The sequence below is a fragment of the Hydrogenimonas thermophila genome, assembly GCF_900115615.1.
In the GTDB taxonomy this organism is placed as follows: domain Bacteria; phylum Campylobacterota; class Campylobacteria; order Campylobacterales; family Hydrogenimonadaceae; genus Hydrogenimonas; species Hydrogenimonas thermophila.
The window spans coordinates 31926-47422 of record NZ_FOXB01000009.1; the positions used below are offsets into that span (position 1 = coordinate 31926).

Genomic DNA, 15497 nt, shown 5'->3' on the forward strand with positions numbered 1-15497 from the left:
CTAAATCCTAACCTCTAAATCCTCACTCCTAAACCCTGAATCCTCTAAATATATACGTTGTGATGGATAGGTGATTGTTATATCTTCTTGCTCTTTTATTTGATCTAAAATTTCTGATGAAATTGTACTTCTTAATGTCAATGTGGCATAAGCATTTGTAAGGTACCAAACACTGATCCTAATTCCATTCTCCTCTAAAAATGAGTAAACGCGAGGCTCAACATTTGTATTTTTCAAACTATACCTTGCACGAAGCTTATTTAACTGTTTTCTTGTAATATCTGTATAACCTTTTGCATACCTCTTTGCTGTCTCTTTTGCAATCAGTTGTGCCTTTTTATGGTTTGAATCAAAAGTGATAGTAAAATCTATTCCATCCCATACTGTTTTTAAGGTTGCGTGGGAATAGTTGGCTATCATATTGGTAAAAATATAGTTATTTGGTATGAAAATTATACGCCCTGCTCTTCTATTATGCAAATATGTAGTTAATGTAATATCTTCAAGTATAGTAATACGAAAGAGTGAAATATCTAAAACATCACCGACATACTTCATACCATCTTTATCTACCCTTATCCTGTCTCCAACATGAATAGAGCCACCTACAACTATAACCATCCAACCAAGCATACTCATAAACCAGTCTTTCATTGCAATAGCAATACCGGCAGAAGCAAATCCAAGTACTGTAACAAGATATGAAACATTTTCTATATAAGCAAAAAGTAAAATCATCACTACAAGAAAAACAAAAGTAAAATTTATAATTTTATTAGCCATATAGAAGCGTTCATTATCGGTAATTGTACGTTTTATAAGCCATTTGAGAAGAAGAACAAAAAGAAGTAAAATAGCTATAGAAAAACCTATAGTTCCAGCTTTTTTTGCCTGCTCTTTAATTTGTTCAGTCAATCTTAGATTTATTTCATCAACTTTTTTTCTATAAACAACTAGAGCAGTCTCATTTAAACTTAATGCGTCCAATGCATCATTTAACTCTCGCTCAACCTGTTTAAGTTCCTGTTTATAATCTTTATTATCAGGTTTTAATTCAAGATACTCTTTTAAAATAGCAGTTTTCTTTTCCAGTAAAGATGTAAACTCTTTTAAACTTTCTAACTCATTTTCAAATCTTAAAAGATGCTCATTTAACTGTTTAATAAATGAAAATGCACTTATTATGGCTATTGGATTAGTTACAGTTGGAATATCTTTGATCTCTTGAGGCTTTACAACTGTCTTAAAAGGGTTTTGTTTATACTCTTCTAAAAGTTTTAACCTCTCTTCAAGCTGGGACTTTTTTAATTTTAGCTCCTGAATTTTTGTATGATATTTTCTGCTGCCCCTTGCTTTATAGTAACGTATCTTCTTCTTTAGCTCTTCTATATCTGAGTTTAGTTTTATATATGCTAAATGGTTCGCATAAATTTTTTGCCAGACCCCTTCATCATTTATTTGCTGATTTATTTCATTTAAATCCTGACTTAACTGTAATAACTTCTCATCTATTTGTTCAACTGAACGATTGTTTTCAGATATATTATTTATAGTTCTTGATGCTTCAATATTTTGAGTTAAAGCAAATGCATAAAAAAGAAGTATAAGATGAAAAAATTTAAATCTCATCTTAAAAACCTTCAGCCTTTTCAAATTTTTTTAATACTTTTATAACTGACTCTTTTTCTGGACTTGACAACATCTTATATTTTCCAATATTTTCTGGAATAATAAAAGTAATTTTATTATCGTGACTCTTTTTATCTAGAAAAAATTGATCATAAAACTTTTCAGCTGACTCTATACTGTAACTGACTGGCAAATTATATTTTTTCAGTAACTCTTTTACACGTTCAGACTCATCCGTAGAAAAATATCCAAACTCCTGTGCCAAATCATTAGCCATTACCATACCAATAGCTACCGCTTCACCATGAAGATAAGAGCCATACCCACTGAAATTTTCAATAACATGAGCAAAAGTGTGTCCATAGTTTAAAACTGCTCTTACACCTTTCTCTTTTTCATCTTCATTAACAACACGAGCTTTTAGCTCAACAGATCTTTTGATTGCCTCTTTTAGATTGCTATCTTCATAAAGATCATTTTTTTCCAGCCAATCAAAAAAGTCTGCATCAAACATAACAGCCATTTTGATTATCTCTGCAATTCCTGCTGAAAACTCTCTTTTTGGAAGTGTATTAAGCCAAAAAGTATCGATATAGACAGCTTTTGGTTGATGAAAAGCTCCTACAAGGTTTTTACCAAAACGATTATTGATACCTGTTTTTCCGCCTACACTGGCATCAACCTGTGATAACAGAGTAGTTGGAATCTGAATAAAATCAATACCACGTTGAAAAATGCTAGCAGCAAAACCTGTCATATCTCCAATAACTCCGCCGCCAAAAGCAATAAGAGTCGATTTTCTATCAAGCCTATGGTCAAAGAAACGATCTAACATAAACTCAATAGTCTCCATTGTTTTGTACTCTTCTCCATCTGGAATTGTCACAATATAAAGCTCTTTAGCTTTTACAGATTGAAGAAGTCTTTGCAAATGAAGACCTGCTACTTTTGGATTTGTTACAATTGCTGCTTTGCCCTCTATTTCAATGGATGGTAATTCATCTATAATAATTTCATAATCTCTACTTGGAGGTGTAGGAAGAGTAATTGATACTTTCATTTATGAAAACCTATTCAGTAAAATTTGTTTGATTTTACTTAAGAACTCCTTAATATGTGCTTTGAAGCACTACTCAATATCACTAGGAACGAATAGTTGTGGATTATCTGAAAGTTTAAAATATAGCTTCTCAAAATCTGTACTAAAAATTGAGAATATACGATTGCTTATAATTTTTTTTGTGAAAGGTACTACTTGTAAAAAATCTTTTTGTGTTGCCAACTCTCTTATAGGATTTTTTTGTCCCTGTATAACTTTCATCTTTTTTGAAAATATGTTTGAAAGATTCTCATAATGGTTAAGTATAAAACTTTTTTTCTCAGACTTGCCATCAGGTTCATAATCTAGCAGTTCAATATCTAAATCAAGCTGTGATGCAACATCAAATACTGTAGTAGAGATAATCTCCATATTTTTATCTTCAGAAAGAATTACAACTAATTTATTTAAATGCATTAAAGAGGTTTGACTTAACTGCAAAACAGGCTTTTTAATAGAGAAAAAAATCTCTTTATACATTTTTTTACTAAAAATATCATATCCGCAAATGATAAGTCCAATATTATATTTTAAAATATCTATTTTTATTATACTTTCAGGTTGATCATAGTTGTAGTCAATAATTGTTTCAATATTTTCATTATCTAAAGATTTGATTTTTTCAAGAAGTTTTATATCTGTTGGATTATTAATACGAATAATAAGTCGCTTTCCTTTTATACGCCTATGAAAATAAGTAACTTGCTCTAAGCAGTTTAAAATACACTCTTTACTCTCTTCTTGCATATCAATATAGAGATATAAATTTTCTCCAAATGGAGCAGGAAACTGTCCCAACTCTTGCTTAATCTCTTTAAAAACTGACTCCAATACAGAAGGTTTTCCAACCAAAAGAAGTACATCATTAGGTTTAATCATTAAAGATGGTGTTGGAAGTATCAATTTGTTAGAGCGATACAAACCTACTATACGCCACTGATTTTGTATGATAGTACCAATATGTCGATACACATATGAACTACCAAATGGAACAAGAACTTCCATTATCTCACCTTGACCCAAACCAACATTTTGCGCAATAACAGGAACATTTGGCAAAAAGTCATAAATACGGCTTGCAAGCAGTTCATTTGCATTAATACTTAAAAGGTTTTCATCTTCAAAAACTATATCCCATTTATTAAAAAAGGTTATTCTTGTAAAAGGTTTATCTCTTCTTATATTCTTATATGATCCCTCTGCATCAACTCTATTTTTCAAAATAATAAAAATATCATCAAAATCTCGTTTTAAAATTTTTGACAATTTTATATAACTGGTAGGATCAAAAGTATAAAATGTAAAAAATGAAGGCTGATTTTTTGGCAAAATGCTTTTATCAAATGTAATAACTGTATAAGAGTTGGTACTAATAAATGTTTTACTTATACGATGTAAAAAATGTTTTGCTACAATTCCATCAGCAAGAATTAATATATTTTTCATAAGACCTATACCTTTTTAAATTAGGAAATTATAGCGAATTAGGATAAAAGTAATGAAATTCAACCTTGATGCCATTGATGGAAATGCACGCGCCTGTACAATTCAAACTGCTCACAGTACCATTCAAACCCCTATTTTTATGCCTGTTGGAACCAGTGCAGTAGTTAAAGCTCTTGATACAAATGATATGCGAGAAATACTTGATACTCAGATCATCTTAGCTAACACATATCATCTTTATTTAAGACCAGGAGATGAGACAGTAAACAAACTTGGAAAACTTCACGGTTTTACAAAGTATGATCGCAGTTTTTTGACAGACAGTGGAGGCTTTCAAGCTTTCAGTCTCAGCGACATAAGCAAAGCAGATGAAAAAGGAATTATGTTTCGAAGCCATATTGATGGTAGTAAACACTACTTTACCCCTTCCAAAGTACTAGACATTCAGTACAATCTTGGAAGCGATATTATGATGATTCTTGATGACCTTGTAGCACTTCCCGCAACTAAAGAGCGTTTAACACTATCGATTGACAGAACTACACGCTGGGCGAAAGAGTCGATAACATACCATAGAGAAAAACAGTCAGATGGAATTGGTGTAAACCAAAATATTTTTGCCATCATACAAGGTGGTATAGATAAAGAGTTTCGAAAAATATCTGCTGAATCACTTTGTGCTATGGATTTTGACGGTTTTGCCATAGGAGGTCTTAGCGTAGGTGAAGAGAATCAGGCAATGTATGATACTGTTGAATTTACAACACCTTTTATGCCAAAGGATAAACCTCGCTACCTTATGGGGGTAGGAACACCGGAAGACTTAGTGGAAAATATTGAACGAGGCATTGATATGTTTGACTGTGTTATGCCTACAAGAAATGCCAGAAATGGAACTTTGTTTACAACTTTTGGAAAAATAAACATTAAATCAGCCCGTTTCAAACTTGATGATACACCAATTGATCCTGCTTGTGACTGCTATACCTGTAAACGATACAGCAGAGCCTACTTAAACCATCTATATAGAGCAAAAGAGCTTACCTATTTTAGACTTGCATCACTGCATAACTTGCACTACTACTTAAACTTAGTCAAAGAGGCTCGTGAAGCTATTTTAAAAGGTGAGTTTCAGGCATTCAAAAGAGAGTTTTATAATAGGAGAAATTGACAATGTACCACATATGAAGTATAATCAAATAAACTCCAATATAAAGGCTTACAAAATGAAAATACAAACAAGTGTAAGAGTAGAAGAGAGATTTTATAAAGAGGCTAAAAAAGTTTTTGACAGTTTTGATCTATCTTTTACAGATGCAGTAAATATCTTTTTAGCCAAAGTTGCAATGGAAAAAAAGATACCATTTGAACTAGCACTACCTAAAGATGTTGAAGTCATTGATAAAAATGATCCAGACTATAAACTTATTGAACAAACCAGAGGTGAAGAGACTATACCATTAGATGAATTTATGAAATTATGAGAATAGTAGTTAGAAAAAGTGCAGCAAAAGATATTCAAAAAATTGCTGAACCACATAAAACAAAAATAAAACTACAAATTCAAGAGCTACAAAATTTTCCAAATATCTCAAATATTAAAAAGTTAAAAAATCATCAGCCTGCATTTAGACTAAGAGTTGGAGATTATAGAGTTTTATTTGATGTTGAAGATGGTCTGATTATTGTAGCTAGAATTAAACATAGAAAAGAAGCATATTAAACACTGTTTAAGGAGAGAAAAGTGAAACTTGGAGTAAACATAGATCATATAGCAGTTCTGCGAGAAGCTAGAAAAATTAATGATCCTGATCCTGTTGAAGCTCTTGGTATTGTTAAACGTGCAGGAGCAGATCAAATTACCATACATCTAAGAGAAGATAGAAGACATATACACGATGAAGATGCCAAACGTATAGTAGAGCAAAGTAGTTTACCTGTAAATCTTGAATGCTCTATAGATAAAGATATAATCGAAATTATCTGCGACCTAAAACCTCACCGTGCAACGCTTGTGCCGGAGCGTCGTGAAGAGGTTACTACTGAAGGTGGTCTTGATATTATCTCATATGCCGATCGTACACAAGAGGCTATTGAAAAACTTCATAAAAATGAAATTGAAGTTTCACTTTTTATTGATCCAGATATAGAGATAATCAAACAAGCCTCAAATATGAAAGTAGAATGGATAGAGTTGCATACAGGAACATACGCAAATATATATGCTATGCTCTACTCAAATCTATCTCATACTCATCACTCTATTAAAGAGCTTGAACTCTCTCGCAGGGAGTTACATACAAAACTTCAAGAGAGCATTAAACTACTAAAAGATGCGGCTGATTATGCTAAGTCTCTAGGCTTAAAAGTTGCCGCTGGACACGGACTAAACTACCAAAATGTTGAATCAATAGTTGAAATAGAGTCTATTGAAGAGCTTAATATTGGTCAAAGCATAATTGCAAGAAGTGTTTTTACAGGACTTGAAGCTGCAGTAAGAGAGATGAAGGATATATTAAGGTGAAAATAGCAATAAGCATAGGTGATCCTAATGGTATAGGTCTAGAAATTGCTCTTAAAGCACACGAAAAAATATCTGAATTTTGTCATCCAGTATATTTTGCAGGAATAGATCTATTTGAACAAGCAGCAGAAAAGTTGGATCTTAAATTACCTAAAAATTTAGTTTTTGTCTCCCCTGCTCCTGCTTGTACTATTCATCCTGGTATAACTACTGCTGAAGCAGGAGCTTACAGTTTTGCATCATTTAAAAAAGCTGTTGATGCTGTTAAAACAAAAGAGTGTGATGCTGTTGTTACTCTTCCAATCAACAAAGAATCCTGGATGAAAGCAGGCATCAATTATAAAGGTCATACCGATGCACTAAGAGACTTCTTTAAAAAAGAGGCCATAATGATGCTTGGATGCGAAAAAATGTATGTCGCACTCTTTACAGAGCATATACCGCTAAAAGAGGTACCTCAAAAAATTAAAAAAGAGACTCTTGTAAAATTTTTGACTGATTTTCAAAAAGAGACAGGAGCAAAAAAAATTGGTGTATTAGGACTAAACCCACATGCAGGAGACAACGGAGTTTTAGGCAATGAAGAGCAGATCATAACAGAAGCGATCAAAGAAGCCAACCAAACTATAATCCAACATCCAACATCCAACATCCAACATCCAACATTCATAGGTCCTCTTGTCCCAGACATTGCATTCTCACCAAAAATGAGAGAATCATTTAAATACTATGTAGCAATGTACCACGACCAAGGTTTGGCACCATTAAAAGCACTATATTTTGATGAAAGCATTAATGTAAGTCTAAATCTTCCTATTGTAAGAACATCTGTAGATCATGGAACAGCTTTTGATATAGCATATCAAAAAAACCGTCCCGTAAATTTAAAAAGCTATATTGAAGCAGTAAAGGCGGCTATCGAAATTAAGCAAAAGAGAGATAGCCGCTAATAAAAATTAGTTTTTTACTGATTTTTCAAGCTCTTCAAGCCGCTCCATTTTAGAAAAGTGCTTAATATTAAGCATTACAAATTTCCAAGAAACATAGATAACCACCGGCCAAACTGAATACCAAATAATTGCTTCCATACTCTCCCCTTTTAGTAGTGGTGAGGGTCCTCTTCGACCTCTTTGATTGTAATCTTTTTACTATCCATTGCACGCCATACAGCAGCTATGTATGCTAAAACAAATGGAACCATAAGCGATACATAGCTCATTGCTACAAGAGTATATTGACTACCTGAACTATTTTCTATAGTAAGTGAGCTTTGCAAATCACTGAGTGATGGGTAAAATACTGTATTGTTAAAACCAAGTATTAAAAATAGAGCAATAACAGTCAGTACAGTTCCAGTACCGCTGAACCAGATACCTTTTTTGCTTTTCTTAAAAAGAGTTACAAAAATACCTGTAAGTAAAAGAAAAACTCCAGCTGTAAACACAGCCAATACCAAAGGCATATCTAAAAAGTTATGCAGATATTTTCCCTCTTCAACATATACAACTTTTGTAACAGGGTCATAAGCATACCCCTTCATAACAAGTAAATTCACAGCCACATACAAAAATGCAATCAAAAATAGAATTGTAGATCTCTTAAGTGCAGCTTTTGCACGAGTTACTATTGTCTCTTCATTTATATTATTGATAAAGTATAGGCTTGCAAGTGTTCGTGCAAGGAAAAAAAGCATAAAACCAAATGCTACATTAAATGGGTTTAAAACTGCTTCAAGACCATAAGTAGGCTCAGTCCAATGAGATAGATTCATATCATTTACTATGAAACTTCCTCCAGTAAAAAGAGTTCCTATTGCTATACCGATTAAAATGATTCCAAGACTTCCATTGATAAACATAAAAGTTTCAAATGTTCTCTCGCCATATAGATTGTCAGGTTTTTTTCTATACTCATATGCTACTGCCTGAATTATAAAACAAAAAAGTATAGCCATCCAGACAAAATATGCACCTCCAAAGCTAACAGCATAAAAGAGTGGAAAAGCTGCAAATAAAGCTCCACCAAACATTACTAAAGAGGTGAAACTAAGCTCCCATTTGCGTCCAAGAGAGTTTACAATGACATCTCTTTCTGATTCAGTTTTACCAAGTGTATGCAGTAGAGTCTGTCCACCCTGTACAAATGTCATTAAAACAAACATACCGGCTAATACTGCAACAAGAAACCACCAATACTCTTGAAGAGTCAGATAAGATAGATTTTCAAACATTTTAGTGCTCCTTTGGTCCGATGCTGATCTGTTTTGCCATAATCTTTACTTCCGCTATAAGCAAAGCTGTAAACAAAACTGCAAACATCCAAAAAGTTATTACAACATTAGTAGATGCCATATTTGAAGTTGCCATACCTACCGGTAGCATATCTTGAATAGCCCAAGGTTGTCTACCAACTTCAGCAACAATCCAACCTGCCTCTTGTGCTATATATCCTAATGGCAAAGAGATAACAGCAGCCCAAAGGATCCATCTTTTTTTATCCAAATCATTTGTCATAGCAAAGTAAAGAATAATGAAAAAGAGTGCAATAAACCAACTACCAAAACCTACCATAATGTGAAATGCATAAAAGGTTATAGGTACATTTGGTACTACCTCTTTTGGATCATTTAGATAACCATAACCTAAATATTTACTATTAGCTTCAAATCTATTTAGAGCCTCTTGTGCCAACTCCATATTTTCTGCTTTTTTAGCCTCTTTGTATGCTGCTAATGCAGAAACTGCCTCTTTTCCTCTCTCTATCTTCTCAGATGCACTCATAATACCAAGTTTCTTATTTCCATATACAAGATCATCAATCCCTGGAACATATGCATCAACTTTGTGATAACCTAAAAAAGATAGAGCATATGGAATCTCAAGTTCAAATAGGAAAGTATCTTTATCATCTCCTACCTCTTTTTCAGGGTTTAAAACACCTACTGCAATAATACCGGCGTGATCTTTACCTTTGTAAATCCCTTCCATAGCAGCAAGTTTCATAGGCTGATTCAGTGCAACTCTATGAGCAGATTCATCTCCAGTTGCCAACATAAACAAAGATGTGATCAAACCAAAGCTTGCCGCAACAACAATACTTCTTTTAGCAAACTTTATTTCACGATGTTTAAGAATATACCAGCTACTTATAGCAATAACAAACAAAGATGCAAGAACATACCCACTACTTACAGTGTGTAAAAACTTACTGTATGCATTTGGATTAAAAAGAACTTCCCAAAAATTGACCATCTCATTTCTAGCAGTATCAGGGTTAAACTTCATACCTACAGGATTTTGCATCCAGCCGTTGGCTACCAAAATCCATAGAGCTGAAAGGTTTGAGCCGACTGCAACAAGCCAAGTAGAAAGAAGATGCATCTTTTTGCTTACTTTATCCCATCCAAAGAACATTACAGCAAAAAATGTTGACTCTAAAAAGAATGCCATAATACCTTCAATAGCCAATGGAGCTCCAAATATATCACCAACAATCCAAGAATAGTTAGACCAGTTGGTACCAAACTCAAACTCCATAATGATTCCTGTTGCCAAACCGATAGCAAAGTTGATTGCTAACAGTCCCATCCAGAATTTAGTTGTGTTTTTCCACCATATATCTCCTGTCTTGACATAGATCGTCTCCATTATTGCGACGATGAATGTCAAACCAAGTGTCAATGGTACAAAAAGCCAATGGTATAGCGCTGTTAGCGCAAACTGAGCACGTGACCAGTCGGTCAGTACATCTATATTTTCCATATTTCCTCCCTGTTTATGGATTTGTCTGTGTCAATTGATCAAGAATGTAACTGCTTCTTTCTTGATCGTTTTTGAAGTTTTCTTTCAAAACATTAGGAAAAAAAAGTAACTTTATAATTACAAAGAGTATAAAAATCTTTATAAAAATAATAGCCCACAATTTTTTTCCTAATTGCATTGAACGAAACCCATCAACATAGAAGCTGATAATATTCTTAATCAAATTGAACAAGACAGTTCCTTCCAAGATTTTTATGTTTTGAATAATGAATGATAATAGCTTAATTAATGAGACTTTTTTTAAGAAGATTAAATATTTCAGCCCAATTAAAGATTATAAGATGCTGTAATAATTATAAATTTTCTCGTTAAAAAAAAATTATTTCTAAAAAGTGATTTTTTTAATAATATCTTCTCTATTAATCACTTCATCTACAGATTTATTTACCTCATCATAACTATAAATAGGATGATTTTCTGGATAAAAACGGATCTTCATTCCCTCTGGCATAGAACTTTTATTTCTTGAAGGTGCAATTAAAAAGTCAACCATTCTCTTTTTAATCTCAGATTTTGAACTATAAAGCATTAAGTATCGTCTATAAACCATAGCAAAAGGAGGTGCACTATTTTTATGACATACTAAACATTTTTGCAATGAATTACTCTCTGATGCCATAGATTGCAATAAAAAAATAAAAATAAAAATTACCTTTCCCATAAAATACTTACCTTTGTTCCTAAACTTTTTTTACTTGCAATCTCAAATTTCATATTATAAAACTCCACAATCTCTTTAACTATATTTAAACCTAATCCAAAACCACCCTCACTTTTATTTGCTCTGAAAAAACGTTTGGTTGAGTCTATTACCTCATCTTCATTCATACCTATTCCATTATCTTTAACAATAAAACCATTTTCAAAAAGTTCTACAGTTACTAATCCTTTTGGCTGAGTATATTTCACTGCATTTGATAGCAGATTGTCTATAAGTCTAGAGGCATCCTCTCTATCTATTCTAAGTATAACTCCATCAATAATAGCTGTTTCTATCTTTATACCTTTTCTGCTAGCTAAAGTGTTAAAGAAAGTCAATCGCTCTTTTAGTAACTCTGAAAAGTTTACAGATTCAATATTTCTATGTCGTTTATGTTTGAGCTGCAGATATGCTAGATCATCATAAATTCGACTCAATCTCCCAGATGCTATCTCAATCCTATTAAGTTCTTCACTTTTTTCAAACTCAGGATGCAAACTTTTAAAGAGTTCAATATTGGTTAGAATTGTACTAATCGGAGTATTTAACTCATGAGTTGTATCTTTTATAAACCTATCTATTAATTCCATAGTATTATGTACAGGAGCTAAAAAAAGTTTCCCAAGCCACTTTGCAATAAAAACTGCAAAAAGCAGACTCAAAAAAAATGCTACTGCAATTTTTATTTTAAGTTCATATATTGGTTTATAATCAATAGGCGCTGCAGTTACTATTGTAGCTGCACCTATATAGTACGGATACAATTCAGTACGATGATAAATATTATCTTTATACTGCCAAAAATCTCTACTCCACTCAATATTTTTAGGTTTAAAATCACCTATCAAATAGTTTCTATCTATATCATAAACCGCACTCTTAATACCTTTTATTACAGGGTATTTCAATTTGCCCCAAAGATTTGAGTGAAGCTCATGTAGTTTTGATTTTATAACATCTGTTTTTATTTTGAGCATCTCATTTTGATGGTCATAAATTTGATGAATTTCATAGTGGTAAAATATACTCAACCCAACAGATATAAATATAAGAGTAGATAAAATATAGATAGCAAGAAAGCGTCTTAGACTACGCTTTTCACTCGGAAACATATCTATACCCAACATCTTTTATGGTTTCAATACGATTTTTTCCTAAATATTTTCGTAAAACTTTTACAAATGTTCTTAAACTTCCCTCATTTGGAGTTTCATTATAATCCCAGATATTATTGAAAATCTCCTCTTTTGTTAAAGGTTTATTTTGATTTTGTAGAAAAAATGCAAGTAATTTAGCCTCTTTTGGTTTTAGTGATACCCTATTACCATCTACCTTGAGTATAAAATTAAGTGTATCAAAACTGCTTCTATCATCTATTCTAACTATTTTGTCAATACTTTTATAATGCCTTTTTATTACTGCCTCTATTCGTGCAAGTAACTCTTTTAAAGCAAAAGGTTTTCTAATATAATCATCACACCCTGCTTCAAATCCACTTGTAACATCATCAACACCATGTAAAGATGTAATAAATATAGCAGGTGTTTCATTACCATCTTGACGAATCTCTTTTAAAAGCTCTATACCATTTTTTATAGGAACTTTAACATCAAGCAAAAGTAGATCAAAATGCTCTTCATAAAGCTTTTCAATAGCATCTTGTGCATCAAAACTCTGTACCACTTCAAAATTATTAGCAGATAAGAACTGTACAACAGTATTGCTCAACTCAATATCATCTTCTAGTAAAAATATTTTTGGTTTCAAACATTTGCCCTATATTAAAATTTAAATTTTAAATTATTTTAGCGTAATATTTCATCTTGTGTTCACCTTTTAAAGCTATAATACTCTCCTAAAATTTTTTAATTAAGGGATTAAAGTTTATGAAGCAACTTATAAGATACTCAGCATTTACTGTAGCTTTAGGAGTCTCTCTTTTTGCAGCTGATGGAAAAACACTGTTTGAACAAAAGTGTGCATTCTGCCATATGACAACAAAACCTACACCACAACAACGTTCACAAATGGTAGCACCACCAGCTGCTGGAGTAATGTTTCATGTAAAAGATAGATATCCTAACAAAGCAGATGCGGTAAATTTTATTGTAGATTATGCACATAATCCATCTAAAGAGAAGGCTCTATGTCCTTCAATCAGACGATTTGGACTTATGCCATCACAAAAAGGTGCAGTTACAAAAGATGAGTTAAAAGCAATAGCATCTTATATGTTCGACACATTCCCACCATCAGGTTTCAAACACCCTAAAGGTATGGGAATGGGTATGGGAATGCCGTTACAGCGTTAAATTAATTCCAATCATGAATATGATAATGTGAGTGTTCCACACCGTCATGGCGATGCTTATGACGGTGCATCAACCTTGCCTCTATCATCAACTCTTTTTTATCTAAAAGAGTCTTTAAATCTCCATCATAGAGAAGTTTATGATCGTGGCTTAAAACCAATGCTCTATCGCCAAGCTCTGAAGCAAGAGATAGGTTATGAGTAGATGTAACAGTTGTAATTTCAAGCTCATCAATCAACTCTACAAGCCAAGCTGTTGTTACCGGATCAAGACTTGATGTAGGCTCATCCATCAAAAGCAGTTTTGGCTCAACAGCTAAAATAGCTGCCAATGCAACTCTTTGCTTCTCTCCTCCACTAAGAAAAAATGGTGGTGTATCAAGGTATTTTGTCAGTGAGAACTTTTTTGCTATCTCTTCAGCACGATCTTCAATATTATCAAATCCAAACTCCCTTAAACCAAACTCTATCTCTTCTCTGACTGTTGCATTAAAAAGCAGCATATTTGGATCTTGCATTAAAAATACAACATCTTTTCTAAAGCTACGAGATAACTTTTTAATACTCTTTTTATCTATCTTTTCACCACGGTAAAAAAGCTCACCCTTTTCTGGGAAAATTAGAGCATCCATTATCTTCAAAAGAGTTGACTTTCCGCTTCCGTTAATTCCAAGTAGAACAACCCTCTCCCCCTCTTCTATAGAGAAAGAGATGTCACGTAACAACTCTTTTCTTTGCCCTTTAAAGTCTATATGATCAAATGATACATCTTTTAACTCAATCATTAAAAAATCCTCTACTCTTCATTCCATTGGTTATCTCTTTTGATGTATGAAGAGTTTTGTTTAAAAAGTATAGCAGTGCTGCTTTAAGTGATATTAGCCACGTTGAAAAAGTTGGTTTGACGGTACGAGATGCATACCCCATTTTAAACTCTGAAAATGTTCTTCTAAAAATTGTCATTTGTGAAAATGCTATAGCAACAAGAGCGCTAAGCTGTTTCGAAAAAGAGAGAGCTTTAAAAAGATTTACTCTTTCAAGCATAAGAAAAGTCATAAATGTAAGCAAGACAACACGAAGATTAAGTAAAATCAGAAAATTTGGATCTATCTTTTTAAAAAGACCCATTGTAATATATGAAAGAGAGACTACAATTAGTGTTATAAACAGACTCTTTACTGTCTTTTTAAATAGATAGAAAAAAGATTTCCCTGATACTAAAAAAAGTATAGATAATCCTAACAATAGTAACATTGGTTCATGTATTGATGTAAATAAAACCAATGCCAATAGATAGAATAGAAGTATAACCTGATCTCTATTTATCTTCATCAAACACCGTCTTAAAATTCTTTTTAAGATACCTATAGAGTGCAACAGTTACAATACCCTCTATAATCCCAATCATTGAGTGAGGAACCATTAGTGCAATAGTTGTCGTTTTAAGATCAAATGGGAAAAAGAGTGGCTCTCCTGCAGATGAAGCTATAATAGGTTGAATACCCAAAATAAAAGCTACAAAGAGGGCAGGAGCATTAACTCCTATCCATCCTGCAGCAAATATAGCAAAGGTTTCATTCACCCGTTTTAAAGCCCTAAAAGTATAGTAAGCTGTAAAACTTCCTATAAATGCAATAGCCAATACATTTATACCAAGTGTAGTAACACCACCCTCACCAAAAAAGAGTGCTTCAATGACTATGACCATTGAGATTGCACCAAATGCCAAATAAGGAGAAAAAAGGAGTGCAATCAGCGCAACTCCACTCAAGTGCGCTGATGTCCCTCCAGGCAACGGTATAGTTATAAGCATAAGCACAAAACTAAGTGCTGAAAGTGTAGCAAGAAATGATATCTGATCACTCTCTAATTTAGCTTTTTTAAATGCCATATACCAAAGTGCTACTGTTACACCTGTAACCGGTATATAAGTCTGAGGTGATATAAATCCGTCAGGAATATGCATT

19 protein-coding genes are annotated in these 15497 nt (G+C 32.9%); 6 read left to right on the forward strand and 13 right to left on the reverse strand.

Features of this window, described 5'->3' with window-relative positions; genetic code table 11:
• The 3 genes from BM227_RS04550 to BM227_RS04560 form a co-directional block, all read right to left on the reverse strand.
• Entirely contained in the window at positions 1-1629 is a 1629-nt protein-coding gene (locus tag BM227_RS04550; protein ID WP_092911630.1) for a mechanosensitive ion channel domain-containing protein, read from the reverse strand.
• 1 nt (position 1630) lies between these two features.
• Positions 1631-2689 carry a 3-dehydroquinate synthase gene (aroB, locus tag BM227_RS04555; protein ID WP_092911632.1) on the reverse strand — a complete coding sequence of 353 codons (1059 nt, stop codon included), beginning with the start codon at positions 2687-2689 and terminating at the stop codon, positions 1631-1633.
• Between the two features lie 69 nt (positions 2690-2758).
• Entirely contained in the window at positions 2759-4174 is a 1416-nt protein-coding gene (locus BM227_RS04560; RefSeq protein WP_092911634.1) for a COG3400 family protein, read from the reverse strand.
• 52 nt (positions 4175-4226) lie between these two features.
• On the opposite strand from BM227_RS04560, the gene tgt reads away from it, so the two are divergent.
• From tgt to pdxA, 5 genes are read left to right on the forward strand one after another with little or no spacing between them, the layout of a single operon-like run.
• Positions 4227-5345, forward strand: coding sequence for a tRNA guanosine(34) transglycosylase Tgt (gene tgt / locus BM227_RS04565; protein WP_092911635.1), 1119 nt, complete (start codon positions 4227-4229; stop codon positions 5343-5345).
• Between the two features lie 55 nt (positions 5346-5400).
• Positions 5401-5658: a type II toxin-antitoxin system RelB/DinJ family antitoxin gene (locus BM227_RS04570; protein WP_177201992.1), complete on the forward strand. Its 258-nt coding sequence runs from the start codon at positions 5401-5403 to the stop codon at positions 5656-5658.
• On the forward strand, positions 5655-5897 hold the full coding sequence (locus BM227_RS04575) for a type II toxin-antitoxin system RelE family toxin (protein WP_092911639.1): 243 nt from the start codon (positions 5655-5657) through the stop codon (positions 5895-5897). Before BM227_RS04570 ends, BM227_RS04575 begins: the two co-directional genes overlap by 4 nt.
• A 21-nt stretch (positions 5898-5918) precedes the next feature.
• The gene (locus BM227_RS04580) at positions 5919-6698 is read left to right on the forward strand and encodes a pyridoxine 5'-phosphate synthase (protein WP_092911641.1); all 780 of its coding nucleotides are present in this window, start codon (positions 5919-5921) and stop codon (positions 6696-6698) included.
• Positions 6695-7648, forward strand: a complete 954-nt coding sequence (gene pdxA / locus BM227_RS04585) for a 4-hydroxythreonine-4-phosphate dehydrogenase (RefSeq protein ID WP_092911643.1) — start codon at positions 6695-6697, stop codon at positions 7646-7648. The genes BM227_RS04580 and pdxA overlap by 4 nt, the downstream gene beginning before the upstream one ends.
• Positions 7649-7654: 6 nt before the next feature.
• Here pdxA and BM227_RS13150 read toward each other — a convergent pair whose 3' ends face one another.
• The 7 genes from BM227_RS13150 to BM227_RS04615 all read right to left on the reverse strand — a co-directional run bounded on the left by BM227_RS13150 (position 7655) and on the right by BM227_RS04615 (position 12986).
• Positions 7655-7786, reverse strand: a complete 132-nt coding sequence (locus BM227_RS13150; protein WP_281244300.1) for a hypothetical protein — start codon at positions 7784-7786, stop codon at positions 7655-7657.
• Between the two features lie 11 nt (positions 7787-7797).
• Entirely contained in the window at positions 7798-8928 is a 1131-nt protein-coding gene (cydB, locus tag BM227_RS04590; RefSeq protein WP_092911645.1) for a cytochrome d ubiquinol oxidase subunit II, read from the reverse strand.
• Between the two features lies 1 nt (position 8929).
• Positions 8930-10459 (reverse strand): cytochrome ubiquinol oxidase subunit I, encoded by a 1530-nt coding sequence (locus BM227_RS04595; protein WP_092911647.1) that lies wholly within the window; start codon positions 10457-10459, stop codon positions 8930-8932.
• 13 nt (positions 10460-10472) lie between these two features.
• A complete protein-coding gene (locus BM227_RS04600; RefSeq protein WP_317066511.1) occupies positions 10473-10706 on the reverse strand; it encodes a DUF4492 domain-containing protein in 234 nt (77 codons plus the stop codon).
• Between the two features lie 138 nt (positions 10707-10844).
• On the reverse strand, positions 10845-11180 hold the full coding sequence (locus tag BM227_RS04605; protein WP_092911649.1) for a hypothetical protein: 336 nt from the start codon (positions 11178-11180) through the stop codon (positions 10845-10847).
• Complete coding sequence (locus BM227_RS04610; RefSeq protein WP_092911651.1) at positions 11168-12346, reverse strand: sensor histidine kinase; 1179 nt, start codon at positions 12344-12346, stop codon at positions 11168-11170. Before BM227_RS04610 ends, BM227_RS04605 begins: the two co-directional genes overlap by 13 nt.
• Positions 12318-12986, reverse strand: coding sequence for a response regulator transcription factor (locus tag BM227_RS04615; RefSeq protein ID WP_092911653.1), 669 nt, complete (start codon positions 12984-12986; stop codon positions 12318-12320). Before BM227_RS04615 ends, BM227_RS04610 begins: the two co-directional genes overlap by 29 nt.
• Before the next feature lie 119 nt (positions 12987-13105).
• On the opposite strand from BM227_RS04615, the gene BM227_RS04620 reads away from it, so the two are divergent.
• Positions 13106-13531 (forward strand): c-type cytochrome, encoded by a 426-nt coding sequence (locus tag BM227_RS04620; RefSeq protein ID WP_092911655.1) that lies wholly within the window; start codon positions 13106-13108, stop codon positions 13529-13531.
• Position 13532: 1 nt separating this feature from the next.
• On the opposite strand, the gene BM227_RS04625 is transcribed toward BM227_RS04620, so the two are convergent.
• Genes BM227_RS04625 through BM227_RS04635 form a run of 3 tightly spaced genes read right to left on the reverse strand, consistent with a single transcriptional unit; the run spans position 13533 to position 15496 of the window.
• Positions 13533-14315 (reverse strand): energy-coupling factor ABC transporter ATP-binding protein, encoded by a 783-nt coding sequence (locus BM227_RS04625; RefSeq protein WP_092911657.1) that lies wholly within the window; start codon positions 14313-14315, stop codon positions 13533-13535.
• The gene (locus BM227_RS04630) at positions 14308-14862 is read right to left on the reverse strand and encodes a hypothetical protein (protein WP_092911659.1); all 555 of its coding nucleotides are present in this window, start codon (positions 14860-14862) and stop codon (positions 14308-14310) included. Before BM227_RS04630 ends, BM227_RS04625 begins: the two co-directional genes overlap by 8 nt.
• A complete protein-coding gene (locus BM227_RS04635) occupies positions 14849-15496 on the reverse strand; it encodes an energy-coupling factor ABC transporter permease (RefSeq protein ID WP_092911661.1) in 648 nt (215 codons plus the stop codon). Before BM227_RS04635 ends, BM227_RS04630 begins: the two co-directional genes overlap by 14 nt.
• Position 15497 lies beyond the last annotated feature (1 nt).

Coding starts and splice junctions, on each gene's coding strand:
- BM227_RS04635 (WP_092911661.1), bottom strand. CDS start 15,496: ATGCATATTCCTGACGGATTTATATCACCTCAGACTTATATACCGGTT.
- BM227_RS04575 (WP_092911639.1), top strand. CDS start 5,655: ATGAGAATAGTAGTTAGAAAAAGTGCAGCAAAAGATATTCAAAAAATT.
- BM227_RS04605 (WP_092911649.1), bottom strand. CDS start 11,180: ATGGGAAAGGTAATTTTTATTTTTATTTTTTTATTGCAATCTATGGCA.
- BM227_RS04625 (WP_092911657.1), bottom strand. CDS start 14,315: ATGATTGAGTTAAAAGATGTATCATTTGATCATATAGACTTTAAAGGG.
- BM227_RS04610 (WP_092911651.1), bottom strand. CDS start 12,346: ATGTTGGGTATAGATATGTTTCCGAGTGAAAAGCGTAGTCTAAGACGC.
- cydB (WP_092911645.1), bottom strand. CDS start 8,928: ATGTTTGAAAATCTATCTTATCTGACTCTTCAAGAGTATTGGTGGTTT.
- BM227_RS04560 (WP_092911634.1), bottom strand. CDS start 4,174: ATGAAAAATATATTAATTCTTGCTGATGGAATTGTAGCAAAACATTTT.
- aroB (WP_092911632.1), bottom strand. CDS start 2,689: ATGAAAGTATCAATTACTCTTCCTACACCTCCAAGTAGAGATTATGAA.
- BM227_RS04570 (WP_177201992.1), top strand. CDS start 5,401: ATGAAAATACAAACAAGTGTAAGAGTAGAAGAGAGATTTTATAAAGAG.
- BM227_RS04550 (WP_092911630.1), bottom strand. CDS start 1,629: ATGAGATTTAAATTTTTTCATCTTATACTTCTTTTTTATGCATTTGCT.
- BM227_RS13150 (WP_281244300.1), bottom strand. CDS start 7,786: ATGGAAGCAATTATTTGGTATTCAGTTTGGCCGGTGGTTATCTATGTT.
- tgt (WP_092911635.1), top strand. CDS start 4,227: ATGAAATTCAACCTTGATGCCATTGATGGAAATGCACGCGCCTGTACA.
- BM227_RS04630 (WP_092911659.1), bottom strand. CDS start 14,862: ATGAAGATAAATAGAGATCAGGTTATACTTCTATTCTATCTATTGGCA.
- BM227_RS04620 (WP_092911655.1), top strand. CDS start 13,106: ATGAAGCAACTTATAAGATACTCAGCATTTACTGTAGCTTTAGGAGTC.
- BM227_RS04595 (WP_092911647.1), bottom strand. CDS start 10,459: ATGGAAAATATAGATGTACTGACCGACTGGTCACGTGCTCAGTTTGCG.